General features: G+C 51.0%; 18 protein-coding genes and 1 pseudogene. 6 read left to right on the forward strand and 13 right to left on the reverse strand.

Translation table 11 applies throughout. The annotated features are described in order from the left end of the window. Positions 1–248: 248 nt before the first annotated feature. The 7 genes and pseudogenes from NHG65_RS20210 to NHG65_RS20240 form a co-directional block, all read right to left on the reverse strand. Positions 249–596, reverse strand: coding sequence for a DUF6404 family protein (locus NHG65_RS20210; protein ID WP_499183500.1), 348 nt, complete (start codon positions 594–596; stop codon positions 249–251). Between the two features lie 290 nt (positions 597–886). Next, on the reverse strand, positions 887–1,669 hold the full coding sequence (gene thyX, locus NHG65_RS20215) for an FAD-dependent thymidylate synthase (RefSeq protein WP_499182598.1): 783 nt from the start codon (positions 1,667–1,669) through the stop codon (positions 887–889). A 10-nt stretch (positions 1,670–1,679) separates the two neighbouring features. Further along, positions 1,680–2,441 (reverse strand): dCTP deaminase, encoded by a 762-nt coding sequence (locus tag NHG65_RS20220; protein WP_499182599.1) that lies wholly within the window; start codon positions 2,439–2,441, stop codon positions 1,680–1,682. Positions 2,442–2,590: 149 nt separating this feature from the next. Beyond that, a pseudogene (locus NHG65_RS20225) lies at positions 2,591–2,796 on the reverse strand (recombinase family protein); the annotation flags it as partial. Positions 2,797–3,294: 498 nt separating this feature from the next. Then, positions 3,295–4,431, reverse strand: coding sequence for an HlyD family secretion protein (locus NHG65_RS20230; RefSeq protein WP_499182600.1), 1,137 nt, complete (start codon positions 4,429–4,431; stop codon positions 3,295–3,297). 9 nt (positions 4,432–4,440) lie between these two features. Next, a complete protein-coding gene (locus tag NHG65_RS20235) occupies positions 4,441–4,788 on the reverse strand; it encodes a DUF3302 domain-containing protein (protein ID WP_499182601.1) in 348 nt (115 codons plus the stop codon). Between the two features lie 40 nt (positions 4,789–4,828). Continuing rightward, positions 4,829–5,482 (reverse strand): DUF3313 domain-containing protein, encoded by a 654-nt coding sequence (locus NHG65_RS20240; RefSeq protein WP_261427840.1) that lies wholly within the window; start codon positions 5,480–5,482, stop codon positions 4,829–4,831. A gap of 137 nt (positions 5,483–5,619) precedes the next feature. Here NHG65_RS20240 and NHG65_RS20245 point away from each other — a divergent pair, with 137 nt between their 5' ends. Next, the gene (locus NHG65_RS20245; RefSeq protein WP_413502920.1) at positions 5,620–6,555 is read left to right on the forward strand and encodes a LysR family transcriptional regulator; all 936 of its coding nucleotides are present in this window, start codon (positions 5,620–5,622) and stop codon (positions 6,553–6,555) included. Positions 6,556–6,569: 14 nt separating this feature from the next. Here the strand turns inward: NHG65_RS20245 and NHG65_RS20250 are convergent, their stop codons facing one another. Then, positions 6,570–7,478 carry a LysR family transcriptional regulator gene (locus NHG65_RS20250; RefSeq protein ID WP_261258875.1) on the reverse strand — a complete coding sequence of 303 codons (909 nt, stop codon included), beginning with the start codon at positions 7,476–7,478 and terminating at the stop codon, positions 6,570–6,572. A 110-nt stretch (positions 7,479–7,588) separates the two neighbouring features. Between NHG65_RS20250 and NHG65_RS20255 the strand changes: the two genes are divergently transcribed. Together NHG65_RS20255 and NHG65_RS20260 are read left to right on the forward strand one after the other, a co-directional pair. Further along, positions 7,589–8,452: an aldo/keto reductase family oxidoreductase gene (locus NHG65_RS20255; RefSeq protein ID WP_099062722.1), complete on the forward strand. Its 864-nt coding sequence runs from the start codon at positions 7,589–7,591 to the stop codon at positions 8,450–8,452. A 120-nt stretch (positions 8,453–8,572) separates the two neighbouring features. Further along, positions 8,573–9,307 carry a class I SAM-dependent methyltransferase gene (locus NHG65_RS20260; RefSeq protein ID WP_499182602.1) on the forward strand — a complete coding sequence of 245 codons (735 nt, stop codon included), beginning with the start codon at positions 8,573–8,575 and terminating at the stop codon, positions 9,305–9,307. Between the two features lie 81 nt (positions 9,308–9,388). Here NHG65_RS20260 and NHG65_RS20265 read toward each other — a convergent pair whose 3' ends face one another. Beyond that, positions 9,389–9,667 carry a GNAT family N-acetyltransferase gene (locus NHG65_RS20265; RefSeq protein ID WP_085118392.1) on the reverse strand — a complete coding sequence of 93 codons (279 nt, stop codon included), beginning with the start codon at positions 9,665–9,667 and terminating at the stop codon, positions 9,389–9,391. Positions 9,668–9,972: 305 nt separating this feature from the next. On the opposite strand from NHG65_RS20265, the gene NHG65_RS20270 reads away from it, so the two are divergent. Further along, positions 9,973–10,386: a DoxX family protein gene (locus tag NHG65_RS20270; RefSeq protein ID WP_085118394.1), complete on the forward strand. Its 414-nt coding sequence runs from the start codon at positions 9,973–9,975 to the stop codon at positions 10,384–10,386. Positions 10,387–10,433: 47 nt separating this feature from the next. Here the strand turns inward: NHG65_RS20270 and smrA are convergent, their stop codons facing one another. Then, complete coding sequence (smrA, locus tag NHG65_RS20275; protein ID WP_261427834.1) at positions 10,434–11,006, reverse strand: DNA endonuclease SmrA; 573 nt, start codon at positions 11,004–11,006, stop codon at positions 10,434–10,436. A gap of 172 nt (positions 11,007–11,178) precedes the next feature. On the opposite strand from smrA, the gene NHG65_RS20280 reads away from it, so the two are divergent. Both NHG65_RS20280 and NHG65_RS20285 read left to right on the forward strand, forming a co-directional pair. Continuing rightward, positions 11,179–11,517 carry an MbeD/MobD family mobilization/exclusion family protein gene (locus NHG65_RS20280; RefSeq protein ID WP_099062725.1) on the forward strand — a complete coding sequence of 113 codons (339 nt, stop codon included), beginning with the start codon at positions 11,179–11,181 and terminating at the stop codon, positions 11,515–11,517. Positions 11,518–11,583: 66 nt separating this feature from the next. Beyond that, positions 11,584–12,030 (forward strand): DUF1198 family protein, encoded by a 447-nt coding sequence (locus tag NHG65_RS20285; RefSeq protein ID WP_085118398.1) that lies wholly within the window; start codon positions 11,584–11,586, stop codon positions 12,028–12,030. Positions 12,031–12,059: 29 nt separating this feature from the next. On the opposite strand, the gene NHG65_RS20290 is transcribed toward NHG65_RS20285, so the two are convergent. From NHG65_RS20290 to NHG65_RS20300, 3 genes are all read right to left on the reverse strand, one after another. Continuing rightward, the gene (locus tag NHG65_RS20290; protein ID WP_012146416.1) at positions 12,060–12,398 is read right to left on the reverse strand and encodes a DUF2002 family protein; all 339 of its coding nucleotides are present in this window, start codon (positions 12,396–12,398) and stop codon (positions 12,060–12,062) included. Between the two features lie 102 nt (positions 12,399–12,500). Further along, complete coding sequence (locus NHG65_RS20295) at positions 12,501–13,691, reverse strand: MFS transporter (protein WP_099062726.1); 1,191 nt, start codon at positions 13,689–13,691, stop codon at positions 12,501–12,503. Between the two features lie 94 nt (positions 13,692–13,785). Then, positions 13,786–14,799 carry a helix-turn-helix domain-containing protein gene (locus NHG65_RS20300; RefSeq protein WP_413478515.1) on the reverse strand — a complete coding sequence of 338 codons (1,014 nt, stop codon included), beginning with the start codon at positions 14,797–14,799 and terminating at the stop codon, positions 13,786–13,788. Between the last annotated feature and the right edge of the window lie 77 nt (positions 14,800–14,876).

Genomic DNA, 14,876 nt, shown 5'->3' on the forward strand with positions numbered 1-14,876 from the left:
CATTGCAGGCCTTTTCTTTACCTGAAATCTCTCACTGTCGCTCACCCACTGTGCAATCAATCACCGGCTCAGGCCGGTATTTTGCATTTTTGGGTCTGACTGTTCACGGTAAGTGACCAGTCAGGGCAAACTCATCACCAACTAATCACTGGTTAATTTATTGTTTTTAAACAACTAAAAACAAAAGTGAACAGTGTGACCAGTTTTTCTATAAATCTTTTTTTCCTGAGGTTTAGATTGTCGCCCCATTAGAGACTCTTCCAGTCAGGCAGTTTGTTGGCCCGCTTGCGCCAAGAGTGAATTAACGCCATGAATACACCAAACAGCAAACCGGCAAAGAGGGCGTTTAACACCGCAAGCGATACGCTGAAACCTTCATTTTCCCCGCTACGAAACCACATGAGAATGCCGTATAGCGGGCCAAACCAGACGGTGAAGAACAACGTATTCAGCCAGAAGGGGGCAAACGGTGGCGGTGGCATTTTACCCCCCAACTTCCAAAACAAACGCAAGATCGGTGGCGCATAATTGCTCCGCCACATCTTTTTATCTTCCATCAGGGCTATTGCCTTTTTCTTCTTATCTTCAAATGCCATCATCCGAATCCTTTCATTGGGTATCAATAAAGACTGCCTAATAATATGCCTTATCCAGAGTCAGTCATAGAGGGAGCCGTTTGGAAAATGGAAAAATCTCACTCTAAGAATTTTTAGGCAAACAGGTTCTGACAGGCAGCTTTGAGCAAATAGCGTAAGTTATGCCAACTGAAATGCAGAAATGTCTCTTAAAGTTAATAGTTCGTATTGCAGGGTAATTATATTTATATTTCGCGCTTGTCCCTCCAATGCCGGGATTTCAAGCGCAATGTTAATAAAGAGTTATATTTTTATGTGGTGAATAATTTTACCACTTTGGCATTACCAGTTTTTTCATTTAAAACTTTAAAGTCTTGAAACAAGGCTGGTGCATCATTGCTAACTATTCCATATATCTTCTCAGAAACCATTCTCATTTCATAATCACCATCCAGAGAACCTCGCATTTTTAGGAAATGGCGAATGGCACGTGCATTGGCAGTCACGATGATTTTTGTTTCTGTTGCATTTGGTAATATTGATCTTGAAGCGCTTCTTAGTGCCCTCATACTTTCTTTTTTAGAGTAATTATCCATTTTCTGATTGGATTTTATATCTAACAAAGACGATCTATAAAATTCTAGGCAAGTTTCAATATGTTTTTCCCATGCATCAAAAAGCGCAGGGTTGTTTTTTACTTCAATTGGGACTACAAATTTGGCATCAGACTCATCATGGTACTGTTGGGATAATTGGCTATAAGAAAACCCTGCACGATGACGAACTAGTTGGTGTGTAAAAGCTCTGGATACACCGGTTATTAAAAAAGTCCAATTTAAATGTTCAAGTACACTTTCATGTCCTTGGTCAATTAAATTCATTATATATTCAACACTATTCTTCGGGGATTGGTTTAATTCACCAAAAGACATGTAACATAGCCGCCCAGATGCCTCAACAAGATGTTCGGCATCAGTGGCTACTCCCCTCTGCACCCACGTGAGACCATTTTCTGTGAGAAATTCTGTGAAAACGTCTTGTTCAAAACTTGGGTGCGAGATACATTTTATTGATAATTCAGCAATTTTTATCATTTTACAACCATCACTTACCAACTCTTTTGGGGATTGTAGCACTTTGCAATGGTTCTCGTGAACTTAGAAGTGCTATTTCTTTGTTTAACTTTTCTATTTTTTCCTCTTGCTGTTTGATACTTTGTTTTAAATCTTTTGTATTATCAAAATATGATGATGTCATTGTAAATGCTATGGGTACGGCCATTCCAACAATCGAAAGCATTATAGCCACCAATACAAAAAGCCCTACGGACCATTTTGCTAATACCGCCCCAAGTGCAAATTTTATTCGCTTATTTAACCCGGCAAAATCCTTACCCATCCTGTTCAATTGATCTTCATCAACTCGCGTAACTGAGTTCCCCTGATATCCTGACGTAATTGACGATGTTTTAAACAGCAACAATCTTGCAACAGCATCTTGCTCTCTTAGATTAAATGTTTCTTTGGACATATTCACGAGATACAAAGTTAGTATACCGTTATAACCTGGGTCAACATGACCGGGATTTGTCATTATAATTCCATTTTTTGAAAGCGTGTTTTTAGGGAATACAATACCAGAAATATCACTTGATAATGAAAAAACCTCGTTGATCTCTAATATCACGGTTTCACCAGGATCAATTGAATGAGATTTTTTTATTTTATTATTATCAGGAATATGAATTAACTTTATAGTTAAATCAATACTTGATGGCTGTATCTTGAACTTTGAAATGTTAGTATTAGTCAGAGCGAAAATTTTTCCTGATCTTAACTCGTTGTTTAACTCATTTTCAGCAAGCATTTATTTTTTCCTATGAGTAATAAGCCATCTGTGAAATTTAGATATGAAATATTATTCTTATAATAATTGGTTCGCGGTTAAATTAACATAGTATGATTGAACCGTCGCCCCCTCCTGACACATAGCAAACTGTCAACCCGGAGTAATATTTACCGGATGGTATCAAATTCCCGTGCAATGGTGTTGATACTGATTCCGGCGTTTATGCTTTTAAATACAGTAAGTTACCGTTCGTTATTCAGTACTAAATGACGAGAAAATCGCTTTCCTGCTGTTTTTTCCTCGCTGTACCTGAGTGTGTGAGCTCAAGCAACAGATCCCGCACAAATTCTACCACAGCAGAAATCACCGACATCATCGTGGGAAGCAACTCAATAATCGGCTCAGGCCGGTATTTTGCATTTTAGGGCTGACTGTTCACGGGAAGTGATCAGTTGGGGCAAACTCATCACCAACTGGTCACTGATTAATTCGTTGTTTTTAAAAGACTAAATTAAAAAGTGAACACTGTGACCAGTTTTTCTATAAATCTTTTTTTTCTGAGCGAGATGACAGATTGGATCTATCATGGGGCTGCCCCAAAAACAGGCTCATTTAAGGGATAGCTGCTGATGCCGGATTCTAAAATCACCCTCTAAGTCGGTATCACTTTCCTGCATTGGTATACGTTTAGGTATATCCTACAAATCTGAACTCGTTTTTTATCAATAATTACAATAAACTAGCCAGGTTATTCAAATCCCCCCAGCTCCACCAAATAGGTCACCGGTGATACCAGATAGATCCGGTGACAATAACGAAAAAGCCCGCAATTCACGTTGCGGGCTTTTTTGTGCCTGTAAACAGATAACAACTAGTGATCCAAATAGAGATAGTGCATCCAGCTGGTCATCCGCAGCAGGACTTTGCGCATAATGGAAAGGTGCTCAAAGTGCTCGGTATACACCGCAGTTTGGGCAGTTACCCCATCGGGCAGTTTGTCGAGATCCGCAGTAGGATCCAGATCGATCATCACATAGACCCCTTCCTGCTGGGCGCCGGCATTTAATCCCTGCAATACGCCACTGGCCTGATAGCTGCCGTCCGGCACCACTGGCAGCACTCGCGTTACCGAGCCGCCATAGATTTTGCCCGGCAAACCGTTAAATACCACCTCGGCCTTATCTCCCTGGGTTAAACGCAGGATCGAGTTTTGACGGAATACCGCCACCACCTGCCGCTTTTGCTGCGGAATAAAAATCATCACCGGCTTGAAAGGCAAGCGCACTGCCGTGGTGCCCGGTCTGGCCAGCACTTGAGTGACATAACCGTCGCTCGGTGCGCGAACAATGGTTTGTTCCAGGTTATAAGTCGCCTCGGCAATCTGCGATTTCAGGCCGGCAATATACGCATCTTCGCCGTTATAACGACCAGAAAGTTGTTCCTTAGCCTGCTGATGCTGTGCCCTGGCAGCCTGCAATGCGGCAGATTGTGCCTGGAACTGTTGCTGCGCATGGCTGATGTCTTGCTCGGAAAAAGGATTGACCGCCATGGTCGCGCCTTTGGCATAGCGCTGATAATCCTTGCGGGCCCGTTCATACTCGGCATTTACCCGCTGAACATTCGCGGCAGACTCATTTAATGTAGCCTGGCGCGCCCGCACATCCGCTTCTGCGCCGGCAAGTTCCGCCTGCAGCTTGCTTAAGCGTGCGCGGTAACGGGTATCGTCAAGGCGAAACAACAGGTCCCCTTTGTGCAACAGCACATTGGTTTTATCCGTGACCTCAACAATCACGCCCGAGACTTGCGGGACGATCGGCACTGAAATGGCGATCTTCTGCGCCCGGTAGGTATAAGGATGGTTGTAATTCATGCCCAGAATTAAGGCGCCAACAATAAAAATACCGCCGAGCACCGCCGTCGGTACCGTCCATTTATTGACCGGGATACGGAACAGTTTGAATACGCCGTAGCTCAGCGCGACGTAGCTGAGGATAATTAAGAGATCCATACTGTTTGCTTAACCTTTGTTGGACGACAAGCGTTGTTCGGCAACCTGTAGCTGCATACGCTGCAACTCACCTTCGAGCTGATTTATTCGCGCCTGCAGCACGTCAGGTGGCTCAGGCTTGTCGGCCATCCCCCAACCCCGTTCCGGTCGATATAATGTCGCCCAAATCCACAGCAGTGGCCAAATGGCATGCAGGGTAAACAGACTGACCCAGCCCGCCACATGAATGGCATCCTGATGAGGATGCTGCCGTTTCTTGGCCAGCAGATAAGGAATATCGTGGATAATGATCACACCGTAAAATAAAATTAAAAATACGGCGATCAATACCCCTAAAGCGAAGTAATCTAGAAACATGCAGTATCCTGGTTGGTAAGGCTAAATTATTTAGCAATATTTATGTGGTTTTATATTCTTTAATATCTTTGGCAATGGTATCGATGGCATTTTTAACATCGGCCACTTTTAACTGTGACTTTTCATTATTCAGGTTCTCTCCGGACGCTTTCCTCACCACTTTGATCACCGGTTGGTGGGTTGAGGCATCGATAAATTCCCCTTCCATATATACGGCACTTTCCATGGTGCGGTGGCCGGTGACGCTTTGCGTTGCGGCAACCAGCAGCGTAATCGGCAGCACTTCATACACCTGCAGCCCCTTCTTCTGCGTATCGATAGCCGTGATAGCCCCACGGAAAATCAGCGTATTTTCACGCGGTACATCCTCCAGGATGAAGTGTGAGCCCATCGCCTGCCTGAACTGCTGATTGGTGTAGCTCAGGATATTATCGAGTGCACGCTGGCTCACCATCTCGCTAGGTTTTGGCCGTGGGAAATAGATCATCGGTTGGTAAACCAAATATTTATATTTGGAAAAATCAACGTTACTATCTTTCCAATATAATACGTCCTTACCAGAAGCAGATTGGCTTTTGGTAATATCATTATAATTAGGCAAAAACGTCGAATATTTCTCTTTTTCAGTGACCGACGACGAACAGGCGGTCAGCGTTAACGTCAATGGCAAAATGATCGCGCAGGTTATTTTCATTATAATCTTCCATGTCAACTTTAATGCATAGCAAATAATTGACCAAAAGAATACCCGCCGGTCAGTGATAAGTCATATGACAATACCGGCAAAAATGTATATCATTTTTGATATACAAACTCAGTTTGGTACGCACTGTGAAATCAAAAGACTTCAGGATTGACGAGCTCAGGATCGTTCGCACCATTGCAGAAACCGCCAGCGTCAGCAAAGCAGCGCAGCTGTTGGATATGCCGCAATCCAATGTGTCACGCACCCTGACGGCACTTGAGCGGCGGCTGGGCCTGGAGATCTTTTTGCGCAGCCCACGAACGCTGTCATTAACCGAGTTCGGTGAGCAATTTCTACGCCGTGCCACTCAGCTTTTAGATGAGCATAACGACCTGCTCGACATGTCCGGCACCTATAAACAAAGCCTGAGCGGCATGGTGACCCTGGGTGCGCCAAACGGTATCCATTCCTTCCTGACCCGTTATCTGCTGCCGCCCCTGCTGCGTGGATCCCCCGAACTGATCGTCGATTTGGTCACCCGCAACCCGGATGAACGCGAGAAAAAATACGGTGCGGTTTTTGATTGCGACTGCGACCTGCTGATTAGCCTCTTCCAGCCGCAGAATGAAAGCCTGATCGCCCGGCCGTTGACCCGTTTCCGCGTTGGCTTATTCGCATCGCCGGATTATATTGCCCGCTCACCGCTTATCGAGCCGACCGAGCTGGCGCAACATCGTTGTATTACTCTGCGAGTGTTGGGCGGCAGCCGCAATACCTGGAGTTTTTACAACGCGCAGGGCCAGTTGGTCGATGTGGCGGTCAACGGCACCAGTATCTGTGACAATATCCTGCCGGCGATCGAGCTGGCCAAACAGGGCCTGGGCATTGTCTATGCCCCCTATTACTCGGTGGCTTCCGCGCTGGAATCAGGTTCACTGTTGCCTTGCATCGAGCGCGAGCGCTGCATCGATATGCAGGCTTACCTTATTTACCGTCAACGCGGCGTGCTCCCCCACCGGGTGCAGGTGATGATGGACAGCATCATGAATACCATCAAAATACATGAGCATCGCCTGATCTAACCCCACCGGCCCTGTCAGCCGTGGTCCTGTGCCTGTTTGATAAAATCGATAAATGCCCGCAATGGCGCGGGTATGAATCGTCGGTCGGAATAATAGAGATAGGGCCCTGAAAACTGCGGCCACCAGGCTTCGAGCACCGGCTCCAACTCGCCTCGGGTCAAATAAGGCCTTAACCAGTCCTCAAATAAATAGATAATCCCCACGCCAGCCACGGCAGCCTCTATGGCCAGATCGGTAGCGCCCCCCGCCTGCACCGTCAGCGGGCCCTCCGGGTGAATAACCCGTTTCTCACCCTGCCTCTCAAACTCCCAGGGATAGGTTTTACCACTGGGAAAACGCCCTTGCAGGCAAGCATGGCTGAACAGATCCTGCGGATGTTCAGGCCGCCCACAGCGATCAAGGTAGTCCGGCGCAGCAGCAGCGGCAAAGCGTTGTATTCTCGGGCCGATAGGCACCGCGATCATGTCCTTTTCCAGCCGTTCTTCATAACGGATACCGGCGTCGCAGCCCGCGGCCAGCACATCGACAAAGCTTTCGTCCGTCTGCACCTCCAGCTTGATCTCCGGATAGGCAGCGAGAAATGCCGGGATCAGCGCCGGCAACACCAGCCGCGCCACGCTGGTCGGCACATTCAGCTTCAGTGAACCGGCAGGCTTATCGCGAAAACCATTGACCACATCGAGCGCCCCCTGCACTTCAGCCAGCGCCGGCCCCAGCCTTTCCAGCAGGCCATAACCAGCGGCGGTGGCCGTGACGCTGCGCGTGGTGCGGTTGAACAGCCTGACACCGAGCTGTTTCTCCAGACGACGCACCGCATCACTAACGCCGGAGGCACTGCGCCCCAGGGTTCTGGCACCTTCACGGAATCCCCCCGTACGCGCCACGGCGAGAAAGGCATGCAAATCATCTAAATCGGTGTTCATTGTGCGTTTCCCCGTACAACCCGTCCACTACCCCGCTACTTATCACCGTCGGCGGCAACGCTTATTATAAATGGATGCGGTAGCCCCGCTTACCCTCTAGGAGACTGGTTATGTTCAATCGCGATCAACACAACACCTTCAACCTCGGCGATCGAAACGTCAAGCGACTTGGCTACGGAGCCATGCAACTGGCCGGCCCTGGCGTGTTCGGGCCACCGAAGGATACTGATGCCGCACTGGCGGTACTGCGCGAAGCGGTAGCCTCTGGCGTTAACCATATCGACACCAGTGACTTCTACGGCCCGCACGTCACTAACCAACTGATTAAAGCCGCGCTGGCGCCTTACCCGGACGACCTGACTCTGGTTACCAAAATCGGTGCGCGACGGGGAACCGATGCCTCATGGTTACCGGCATTTTCCGCCGAAGAGTTGACCAGTGCAGTGCATGACAACCTGCGCAATCTGGGTCTTGAGACGCTGGATGTGGTTAACCTGAGGATTATGTTCAGTGCCCATGGCCCGGCAGAAGGTTCTATCGAAGCCCCTTTAACCGCATTAGCGGAACTCCAGCATCAGGGGCTGGTACGGCATATCGGCCTGAGTAATGTCACATCGACCCAGATCGCCCAGGCACGTAATATTTGTCGTATTGTCTGCGTACAAAATCACTACAACCTGGTCAATCGCAGCGATGATGCCCTGATTGACAGCCTGGCGCGTGAAGGCACTGCCTACGTACCCTTTTTCCCACTCGGTGGTTTTAGTCCGATCCAGTCTTCGGCCTTATCCGATATAGCCCAGCGCCTCGGGGCCACCCCGCTGCAAACCGCCCTGGCCTGGCTGTATCACCGTTCGCCCAATATTCTGCTGATACCGGGGACTTCCTCCGTGGCGCACCTGCGAGAAAATCTCGCGGTCCCTGACTTGCCCTGGACAGAAGAGATTGCCCAAGCGCTGGACGCCATTGCCTGACAGCAAGCTGACCGCCCGATCATGCCTACCTTATTTAACATGGAAATCAGCGGGATGTGCGGATAACATGACGACGCTGCCTAAATATACGGCAGCGGTTTAACTCAAACAGGAGTCGTTATGACGCAAAATATTTATGACAACCAAACCTTCTTCGACGGCTATGCGCAGCTCAGCCGCTCGGTAGACGGGCTGGACGGTGCGCCGGAGTGGCCGACCATCCGCAGTATCCTGCCGGACTTACATGGCAAGCAGGTGGTCGATCTGGGCTGTGGTTATGGCTGGTTCTGTCGCAGCGCGCGTGAACAGGGCGCTGCCAGGGTTCTCGGTCTGGATCTGTCGGAGAAAATGCTCAACAAAGCCCGCACGCTGACGCAAGACGCCGGTATCGAATATCACCAGCAGGATCTGGAGCAGCTTCAACTGCCAACGGCCTGTTTTGATCTGGCCTACAGTTCGCTGACGCTGCACTACATCGAAGATCTGGCACGGTTGTTCGCCACGGTTTATCAGACGATAGTGCCGGGCGGGCAATTTATCTTCACCGCCGAACACCCGATCTATACCGCGCCAAAGCACCAAGGCTGGCAGGTAGACGAAAACGGGCAAAAATACTGGCCGGTCAATGGTTATCAGCAGGAAGGCCAGCGCATTTCCAACTGGCTGGCGGAAGGGGTGATCAAGCAGCACCGTATGCTCGGCAGCTACCTTAATCTGCTGGTGCAGCAAGGGTTCGTCGTCACCTATCTGAATGAATGGGGCCCTTCGGCACAGCAAATCGCAGAAAATCCGGCGCTCGACGAAGAGCAAGAACGCCCGATGATCTTTATTCTGGCCGCCCATAAACCCGCGTAGTTAGTATTCGTCACAGTAAATTCTTAACACATCCAATTTTGGGGAGGTTACCTCCCCCCAAACTCCCGCCTCACCCACTCTTCAGGCACGGATATCCTGATATTCTGGCGTCGTATCAAACTCGTGTTTGGCAAACGGGCACAACGGAATGATTTTACGGTTCTCTTCCCGCATTTTTGCTACCACCAGCGCCACCAGCTTTTTACCGACGCCCTGACCTTTCAGCACCTCATCCACCCAGGTGTGATCGATAATGGTTAATTTATCCCCGCTCGGCACAAAAGATATCTCGGCGATCATTTTTCCCTGCTGATCGTTTATATAGAAACGTTTCTCGTCTGACAGAATTTCAAGATCCATACATTTATCCCATTTTAAAAATACATAAATTTATACCCTATAGCTTTCAAGCTGCAGCTAGGCGCCCAGCTCGCTCATCCCCAGGCGCTTACTTCAGTAAGTAACTGGGGTGAGCGACAAATCTGTCGGGAACAGATTTGAACGCTGCTTGCAGCGGCCCTGAAAGGGCAAGGACCATGGATGGGCCTTATAAGCAGGTAACAACGCTGCAGCTTGAAAGATGACGGGTCTAGAACAAACCTGATATTAGTCTACTATTTAATCAGTAATACAACATAATTGTGACAGTGGCTGAGGAGTTCAAAATGGGTGAAGGCTCAAAAGACGGCGTAATTCTACTATCCCGAATATTGTTGATGATCCTGTTTATCATTTTTGGCTGGATGAAATTGACCAGTTTTGGCGCAACCGTGACAGCGATGGAAGGGTACGGCACGCCAATGCCCTATTTAGCGGCGATCATCGCCGTGGTGGTTGAATTCTTTTTTGGCATCGCGCTTATTCTCGGGTTATTTACCCGGCCTATCGCGGTTATTTTTGCCGTTTATGTTCTCGGCACCGCCTTTATCGGTCATCCATTCTGGAAAATGACCGGTATGGAAATGATGGGCAATGAAATAAACTTCTTTAAAAATATCAGCATTATCGGCGGGCTGCTGCTGTTGGCGGTCACCGGTGCCGGGCGTTATTCGCTGGATTATAAATTCTTCAATAAATAGCTTTATTCAGCCGGCAGCATCGCTGCCGGCTGCTGCTCCGCAATTCCCTAACGACTGCGCTTGGCGTGACGCTCGAAATTGTCGGCTTTGGCCTGCGCCGATTTACGCAGCGTGACGTAGCAAGCACCTTCCCCGCCGTCACGCGGCAACGCGCGGCAAAAGGCCTGTACCTGTTCAAACTGCGCCAGCCATTTGGCGAGATAACTGCGGATAATGTTGGCATGGCTTTCATCTTCGCGACCACGGCCGTGGACAATCAGCAGCGAGCGCAAGTTTTGCTTTTCCGCCTGAACAATAAAGCGGAACAGCGCTTGTCGACAGGCCTCTACCGACTGTTTCAGCAGGTTCAGACTGGCCTGCGACGGATAGCGCCCATGGCTTAGCTTGTCCAGAACGCCCTGCTGAATGCCCTCGCCTTTGTATTCCAGCGGGACTTCGCAAGGGATCAGCTCAAGAAAACCGGTGCTGAGAAAGTTTTCCTGCCGCAGCGCCTCGGCCTCACGGCGTGCGCTTTTATCCACCGTCTCCTGCGGCTTGAGGTACAGGGTCTCGGGGGCGCTGGATAACGGGATCACATCCGCCATCGCCTGTTCAAAAAAGTCTTTGTCCTGGTTGCTCATCGCTCTGCCACTCCTAGACTGGGCCTTTAATGCCGGGAATGACCCTGATTGTAAGACGCCTCACCCCGGTTGCAAGCCGGGAATTTTCCGCAATCGTCGTCAACGGGTGAGGTTCTGTGCAGTTTTCGTTATACTGCTAAACCATTATTGAGTGCCGCAAAGGATCGATCCCATGAAAATGCGCGAGCTGGAAACCCAGTTTCAAAATGCCATGAGCGAGTTGCAGGCCAGCTTCGAAAAGCAGCATCGTGAATGGCAGCACAGCTATCAGGCACTGCAGCAGTTGCTGGAAGAGGCTAAACAGCGCGAAGTCGCATTGCGTATGCAGAATGAACAGTTGGTGCGCAAACTGAGCACCGCCAGTTCAGTGCCGGAACAGCACGCGTTAGTGAAGCAAATCAAAATGCTGGGCGCTCATCTGGACGCGTTGGCCAAAGATGCCGCCACCTTTAACCACCACCTGCACAATCAACAGCGGGCAGCCGACAACTTCAGCGGCGAACAGCGTTGACACCGGGCGCTGTCACGCAGCGCCTCCTGCCAAATACTGGCGTTCTGAGAGTGTAATAAATCATAAATGACCTGGATCATCATCGCTGCCCTGATCGTTGTATTTATTATTGGCTACCGCATTCTGACTTCCGATACCCGCAAAGCCATCGACTCTCTGGCCCACCTGCTGAAAGTAAAACCGATGCTGATTGAATCCATGATTCAGGAGATGGGCAGTCGCAACAGCCAGACCTTTATTCGCGTGTTGAACAACGGCTACACCGAAGAGATGCACCAGGCGGCCTATTTGCTGTTTATCTACCTGACCTTTATCAAGCAGGCGGATGACCAACAGATCGCCCTGTGGCGTGAAACGCTGCTGCGCGCCGGGCTATCGCCGGAGCTGCATGCCGAACACACCGAGGCCGCGCTGTTTTACTTTGCCGATCTGGATATTGACGCCTTCGAACTGGCGCAGTTTCGCCGCGCTTACAATGAGCGTTTTAATCAGGAAGCCATTGCGAACTGGTAAGAATGTGTCCCCCGCAGGCGGGGGAAGCATTACTGGAACATGCTGTAGATATAGCGCGAAAGCGCATCACGCGAGCTGAAGCCGTGTGGAATGCCGTAACGCGCACTCGGGGCATCGCTGCTTAAATCCAGGGGAAACTCAAGATACTGATTGCTGATGCGTACCGGCGAGGTCGGCGTGGCAAAATGCACGCTTTTCTCTTTCAGCGCCGGGTGGATCACCAACGCGGTTCTGCCCATCCGCGCTTCACGATTCACATATACGTAGTGCTCACCCTTGCGGTAACCATAAGACTGGTCGGTGACATAATCACGCTCAAAGCCAGTATTCTCCAACACTCTAGCCACTTCATCCGGCCGTAAATACATCGATTTCTCCTCTCGTTCTGGACCGCTGAGCGACCTTACCGTAATCATGAGATGAAACAATAAATTTTTCGGTATGGATGTGGGTTTAGGAATAATCCTTAATTATGGGTTTTGCCGGTTTTGCACCAGTAACCGCAGCGTCAACAGCACGCCCAAAAACACCATCAGCGCTGCCGCCAGATAGATCGACGGCACGCCCATGTGGCTCATCAGCAGCCCGGCCAGCGGCCCGGTGATCCCCAACGCCAGATCGAGAAACGCCGAGTAAGTGCCCAGCGCGGTGCCCTGACTTTGCTGCGGCACCTGTTTAACCGCCTCCACGCCCAGTGCCGGGAACACCAACGAGAAACCGGCACCGGCCAACAGCGCGCCCGCCTGCACCATCAACGGATCGCTGGCCTGCCATATCAGCAGCAATCCAACAATCTCGATCAGGAACGACACCAGCGTGACCTTTAAGCCGCCGTGACGATTAATGGTCTGGCTGAAGATCAAGCGGATACCGACAAAGGCAACGCTGAACAGCGTCAGTGAGAATGCCGCCCCGCTCCAGCCCTTATCAGCATAGTAGAGGGTGATAAATGTGGCGATCACGCCAAAGCCCACGGTGCCCATCGCCAGTCCGAGGCCATAGGTCCAGATGCGGCCGAATACCGCGCTAAAGGCGAGGCGTTTGCCGGCAGTGATCGAAACATTGGGCTTGGCACTCGCCAGCCACAGCGAAATCGCGACGGCCAACACGATCAGCGCCGCCACCCCGGCCAGCCCCCATTGCTGGTTAAGGTAAACGCCGAGCGGCGCTCCGGCCGCCATGGCACCGTAAGTCGCCACCCCGTTCCACGAAATCACCCGAGCGGTATGCAGCGGCCCCACCAGACCAATGCCCCACAATGTGGAACCGGTGCTGGCAAAGCTTTCGCCGACGCCAAGAAATACCCGGCCAACGCACAGCAAAATCAGGCTCAACAGCGGTATACCGACAAACCAAAAAGCCATGGCGTAAAACAGACCACTCACCCCGCAACAGGCCAGCCCGAACAGCACTACCTTTTTTGGCCCGAGCTGATCGGCATAGCGCCCGGCATGTGGCCGGCTGAATAGAGTGGCGAAATACTGGGCGCTGATGATCAAACCGGCCAGTACCGAGTTATACCCCAACTCGTTATGCACAAACCCTGGTAATACCGCCAACGGCAAACCTATGGTCAGGTAACAGACAAAGGTAAACATCACCACGGACAGGATCCGTTGGTTAAGCTGAAAGTTGTTTTCTTTAGAACTGACGGCGGTCATCGAAGGTGGCTCGCATTAAACCGGGTAGGCAACAGCACTCAGCATACCCGGTCGGGGGTCGATCATAAATCTGCGAGTTATAACCAATTATTATTTAACTCAACTTTTGCTGCCTGCGCCATTCGCTCGGGCTAATGCCCTGAATGCGCAGAAACTCACGGTTAAAGTTGGATTTAGTGGTGAATCCGGCCTTTTGCATGATATCTGTCACCGGATCCTCCCCGTCCAGCAGCCACTGGGCCGCCTGGCGGATGCGCAGTTGATTCACATATTGCGACACATTCATGCCCGTATGGCGGTTGATCGCCTGTGAAACCCGCCGCGTCGGCAAACCGACCTTGCGCGCCAGGCGGGCCAGATTCAGTTCAGGCTCCAGATAGAGGTCGTCCTGCCGCAGCCGCTGCTGCACCTGGTCAAACCACTCGGCCAGTTGCTCCTCGTCTTCGGCAACCTCCTGCGTCGGCTCCGGCAACGGCTCTACCGGGCTGTCTGAGGGACGGCTGCGGGACAACACCAGACACAGGCTTACCGCCACCAGCAGATTAACCAGGGTCGCCAACCTGCCGGCATGACGCCCGTCGAACAGTGAAAAATCGAGCGTAATCACCAGTTCGGCCGCCGCCACGCCCATCAGCAAGATGCCCAGCCCCCGCCACAGTCGATAGCTGAGCCAGCTTTCCGCCAGCGCCACCTGCTGCAAAGCGTTCTCACCACGCAGCAGTGCGTACAGCAGCGCCGTGCCATAACCCAGATAAGCGCCAGCGATCAGCACATCCAGCCAAAAAGGCGCGAACACGCTCGCCAGCAGCGTCAGGCATAGCGGCATCAGGTGCCCGAGTTCACGTCGCCGCAGCCTGCCCTGGGTGCTGACCAGAAAGGCCAGATACGTCAGCGTAGGGATCGCCACCGCACCGAAGGGTTGCAGTCCATTAAACTGCGCCACGCCATAACCATAGCGGATCCCCACCAGCAGGCTTTGCCAGGCGCACAGCAACAGCAATAACTGGAAGACCCAGCGCTGCGGCCGTGGTCGCCCCAGGCGATACAGCAGCCCCAGGCACAGCAGACCAAACAAAAAAGTGAGGGGGATAAGCGGCATCGTCGGCATCTTGTTGTGTTCACACAGAAACGGCAGTGTACTGTTAAAACAAACCTTTAACGACCCGGATCGCGATCGAGGTCGCC

Source organism: Serratia myotis (genome assembly GCF_027474885.1).
In the GTDB taxonomy this organism is placed as follows: domain Bacteria; phylum Pseudomonadota; class Gammaproteobacteria; order Enterobacterales; family Enterobacteriaceae; genus Serratia; species Serratia proteamaculans.